4 protein-coding genes and 1 pseudogene are annotated in these 3,856 nt (G+C 44.7%); all 5 read left to right on the top strand.

Annotated elements, in window-relative coordinates; translation table 11 throughout:
- Positions 1-372 (top strand): annotated as a pseudogene (gene gatB / locus A2517_RS08180) (Asp-tRNA(Asn)/Glu-tRNA(Gln) amidotransferase GatCAB subunit B); the annotation flags it as partial.
- 9 nt (positions 373-381) lie between these two features.
- Positions 382-1,941 carry an ion transporter gene (locus A2517_RS08185; RefSeq protein WP_294895942.1) on the top strand — a complete coding sequence of 520 codons (1,560 nt, stop codon included), beginning with the start codon at positions 382-384 and terminating at the stop codon, positions 1,939-1,941.
- Positions 1,938-2,633 carry an NAD-binding protein gene (locus A2517_RS08190; protein WP_294895944.1) on the top strand — a complete coding sequence of 232 codons (696 nt, stop codon included), beginning with the start codon at positions 1,938-1,940 and terminating at the stop codon, positions 2,631-2,633. Before A2517_RS08185 ends, A2517_RS08190 begins: the two co-directional genes overlap by 4 nt.
- A gap of 1 nt (position 2,634) precedes the next feature.
- Positions 2,635-3,525, top strand: coding sequence for an NAD(P)H-dependent glycerol-3-phosphate dehydrogenase (locus A2517_RS08195; protein ID WP_294895946.1), 891 nt, complete (start codon positions 2,635-2,637; stop codon positions 3,523-3,525).
- A gap of 10 nt (positions 3,526-3,535) precedes the next feature.
- Complete coding sequence (locus A2517_RS08200; RefSeq protein WP_294895948.1) at positions 3,536-3,826, top strand: Dabb family protein; 291 nt, start codon at positions 3,536-3,538, stop codon at positions 3,824-3,826.
- Positions 3,827-3,856 lie beyond the last annotated feature (30 nt).

Raw genomic sequence — 3,856 nt, forward strand, 5'->3', positions numbered from 1 at the left:
CGTTTGAGCGGCGGTATGAGTCCCTCAACCTCACCGATCAGTGCGGTAATGCTCGGAACTCTCGTCAAGCGTATCGAAGAGTCTGTGATTAGCGGCAAAGCGGCGAAAGAGGTTCTCGATTACCTCCTCGAAAACGGCGGAGATATCGATGCGGTTATCGAAAAACTGGGCCTTAAACAAGTGAGTGATACAGGTGCTCTTGAAGCATTGATCGATGAAATTCTCGCCGCAAACGCTGATAAAGTAGCCGAGTATAAATCAGGAAAAGATAAACTCTTCGGATTCTTCGTCGGTCAAGCGATGAAAGCATCGAAAGGTTCGGCAAATCCGAATACATTGAATGAAATTCTCCAATCTAAACTAGCGCAATAAGAGCTAGTTATGATTGGAGAATGGATTGTAGGGATCGCGTTTTATCTTCACGCTTCCCCACGCTATCGCCACGTTAAAAAGTTTTTTCATAATCTTCTCGAAAACCCTTCATACCCGTATAAAAAGTTTTTTGATTACACTATGATGGCGTTGATCGCCATGAGTGTCTATATCTTGATTCTCCATGTAAAAAACGATGTGAGCCCTGAGTGGCTTTTTTTTAATAATTACGTCGTCTCTCTCATATTTTTAGCTGAATATATTTTGCGATTGTGGGTTTACAGCGATACGTCAAAAGTGATTATTGAAGAGTACGAACATGACCTCTTTTTGCAACGACCGTTTCGTTGGGTGGGTACGTTGCGCCTTATCGGGGCGAAAAAACTCGAATATGTCGTATCCCCTTCGGCTATCATAGATTTATTGGCGATTATGCCGTTTTTCCATGAGATGCGATTGTTACGGGTCTTTATCCTCTTTCGGGTCTTTAAGCTGTTTCGATACGCCAAAAGTTTGTCCCAGTTTCTCTCGATCCTCTCATCGAAAAAGTTTGAACTTTTTACCCTTGCTGTTTTTGCGACGGTAATCATTATCGTCTCTTCGGTTTTGATTTATGTCATGGAAGCGAATAATCCCGCTTCGCCGATCAATACCCTTTTTGATGCCGTTTATTGGTCGGTCGTGACGATTTTCACCGTCGGATACGGCGATTTAGTTCCGGTCACGACGGAGGGGCGAACCGTTGCTATGGCGATTATCGTAGCGGGGATCGCCGTTATCTCCTTTGCGACCTCTATCGTGGTATCGGCATTTACCGAAAAACTCGATGAGATCAAAGAGGATAAACTCATTGAAGATGTCTCAAAAATCAAGCAATTTTATCTGATTTGCGGCTATACTCCCCTCGCGTATCAGATAGCGGAGCGATTTAAAAAGAGCGGTAAAAAAGCGGTTATTTTAGAGAAAGATCCTGAAAAAGTGGCGCAGGCACAAAAAGAGGGCTTTTTAGCACTGGCGTTTGATTCGGGATCGCTCCACTCTTATCATGCGCTGCGGATCGATTTTGAAAAGCAGGTTATTTCAGTTATTTTATTGCAAGAGAGCGATGTATATAATATTTATACGGCACTGACCATCCGAGAACTCTCGAAAAGTGTCTCTTTGCTGTCGATACTGGTTCATCAGGAGAATCGCCGTAAACTCTCACTCGCCGGAATCAATGAGGTTGTTTATACTCAGGAATTAATCGGGTTGATCAGTAAAGAGGTGAGTGGGCGACCCGTGGCGTTTGAAGTGATTCATGCCCTCCGTTCTGAAAACAACGGTGTTTTTATGGATGAGATTGGATTAGATACGACCATGGCAAGCCGCTTTTTTGATATATGCCGTTTGCCGTTGTTTCACAAACGGCTGATTGTGCTAGGGGTCTATAAAACGCAAGAGAAATCGTTTTTCTTTAACCCTCCCGAAAATATCGTTATTCATGAACGAGATGTGGCGATTGTTATCGGCACGAGAGCATTGATCGATGAATTTAAAACACTACTCTACCATAAGGGGAGAAAATGACATACCGCAGTGCCGTTGTGTTTGGTTTTAACGAATATGCTAAACAAATCGCTTTGCAAATCGTCCATGAATACGAATCTTTTGTTGTTTTTGTTATGGATGATAATGAACGTCAAGCGGCTGAAATAGCGGGATTTGAGACGGAGCATTTTGATTTAGGTGAAGATTGGAAAAGTATCGAAGAACGATTTGATCCGAATGATTTAATCGCTTTTTGTGCACTGGGTAACGATGCGGAGAATGTCTTTTTGACCATATCTCTACGTTCCACTTTTGAACACCTCTCTATTATCGCCCTTGCCGGTGATCAGGAGAGTGCGGCAAAGATGAAAAGTGCGGGGGCGAACAAAGTGATGTCAATCCTCCAAATTACGGCAAACGTCATCACTGAAATGTTAGAGAAACCGACTGTTACCGAAGTGCTTCACGATATTTTGTATGAAAATTCGTCGTTAAAAATCGCCCAAATTACGGTTCCTAAGGGAGCATTTTTGGTAGGGAAGCATCTCTACGATATTGATTGGGCAGGAGAACACGATGTATTGGTACTGGCAATCGTCGATCATGAACTCTCCGCTACATTCAGTTTTACGGCGCGCGGACATAACCACCACATCGATCCGGATGATATTCTCGTGGTGGTCGGATATGAAGATAAAATTGCGGAACTTACCGCGTTGATGGGGGGCTAAAATGGCTAAAGTCGGGGTAATCGGAGCAGGCAAATGGGGTGAAGCTCTCGCCTTTGCCATGTCTGAGAAAAACGAGGTGATTATTACCTCACGAACACCTCGTGATTGGTCAAATTTTAGATCTCTGGGCGAAGTACTTGCGTGTGAGTACCTTATCATTACGGTTCCCGCACAGCAGGTCGCGCAGTGGCTAAAGGAAAATTTTGTCTATAACGGACAGAAAATTCTCGTTGCCGCAAAAGGGATTGAAGCCTGCAGCGGACGCTTTTTGAATGAAATTTACGGGGAGTATGTGCCTGCGGAGAATATCGCCTTTTTATCGGGTCCTTCCTTCGCGAGTGAAGTAATGCGCTCTCTTCCTACGGCACTTGTGGTGAATTCCGTATCTGCAGACACGGCGAGTGCGATCGCTAATCTTTTCCCCTCTTTTATCCGTACCTATACCAGCAGTGACGTTATCGGGGCTGAGATTACGGGAGCCTATAAAAACGTTATTGCTATCGCTGCGGGGATTTGTGAGGGGTTGGCTCTCGGTCATAATGCGGCGGCCAGTTTGATCGCACGTGGACTTGTCGAGATGGAGCGTTTCGGTCGGGCGTACGGTGGGACTCAGGAGAGTTTTTTAGGTCTCAGCGGTGCGGGAGATCTGTTTTTGACCGCCAGCTCCTCGATGTCCCGTAACTATCGGGTAGGACTTGGGTTAGCGAGCGGAAAAACAAAAGAGGCCGTTTGTGAAGAGATCGGTGAAGTGAGTGAGGGGATAGGAACGGCTTATGCTCTTCATGAGATAGCGTTAGACCGTAGCATCTATCTCCCTATCGCGGCAGAAGTGTACGCAATTTTAGAGGGGAAATCGCCTCGCCAGAGTTTAAAAGATTTGATTGAAAGATAAGGAGAAATTGATGTTAGTACATATCGTAATGTTCCAATTTAAAGAAGAGAATAAAGAGTCAAATATGGCACGTGTGAAAGAGATGCTCGAAGCACTCCCTTCGAAAATCAATACGCTCCACTCGATGGAAGTAGGGATCGATATCAGCCGAAGTGAGAGATCGTTTGATATGGTATTGATATCACAGTTTGAGGAGCAAGCGGCATTGGATGTTTATGTTCCTCATCCTGCCCATCAAGAAGTGGTAAGCCTGATAAAAGAGGTAACGACCCTCTCAAAAGTCGTTGATTACATACAATAAGGGAACGCGTGAACGAAGAATTACCGGTAG

The sequence above is a fragment of the Sulfuricurvum sp. RIFOXYD12_FULL_44_77 genome, from assembly GCF_001830725.1.
In the GTDB taxonomy this organism is placed as follows: Bacteria; Campylobacterota; Campylobacteria; order Campylobacterales; family Sulfurimonadaceae; genus Sulfuricurvum; species Sulfuricurvum kujiense_A.

Excerpts from the sequence above, each read along its gene's own strand:
- A2517_RS08185 (WP_294895942.1), top strand. The coding sequence starts at position 382 with ATGATTGGAGAATGGATTGTAGGGATCGCGTTTTATCTTCACGCTTCC.
- A2517_RS08190 (WP_294895944.1), top strand. The coding sequence starts at position 1,938 with ATGACATACCGCAGTGCCGTTGTGTTTGGTTTTAACGAATATGCTAAA.
- A2517_RS08195 (WP_294895946.1), top strand. The coding sequence starts at position 2,635 with ATGGCTAAAGTCGGGGTAATCGGAGCAGGCAAATGGGGTGAAGCTCTC.
- A2517_RS08200 (WP_294895948.1), top strand. The coding sequence starts at position 3,536 with ATGTTAGTACATATCGTAATGTTCCAATTTAAAGAAGAGAATAAAGAG.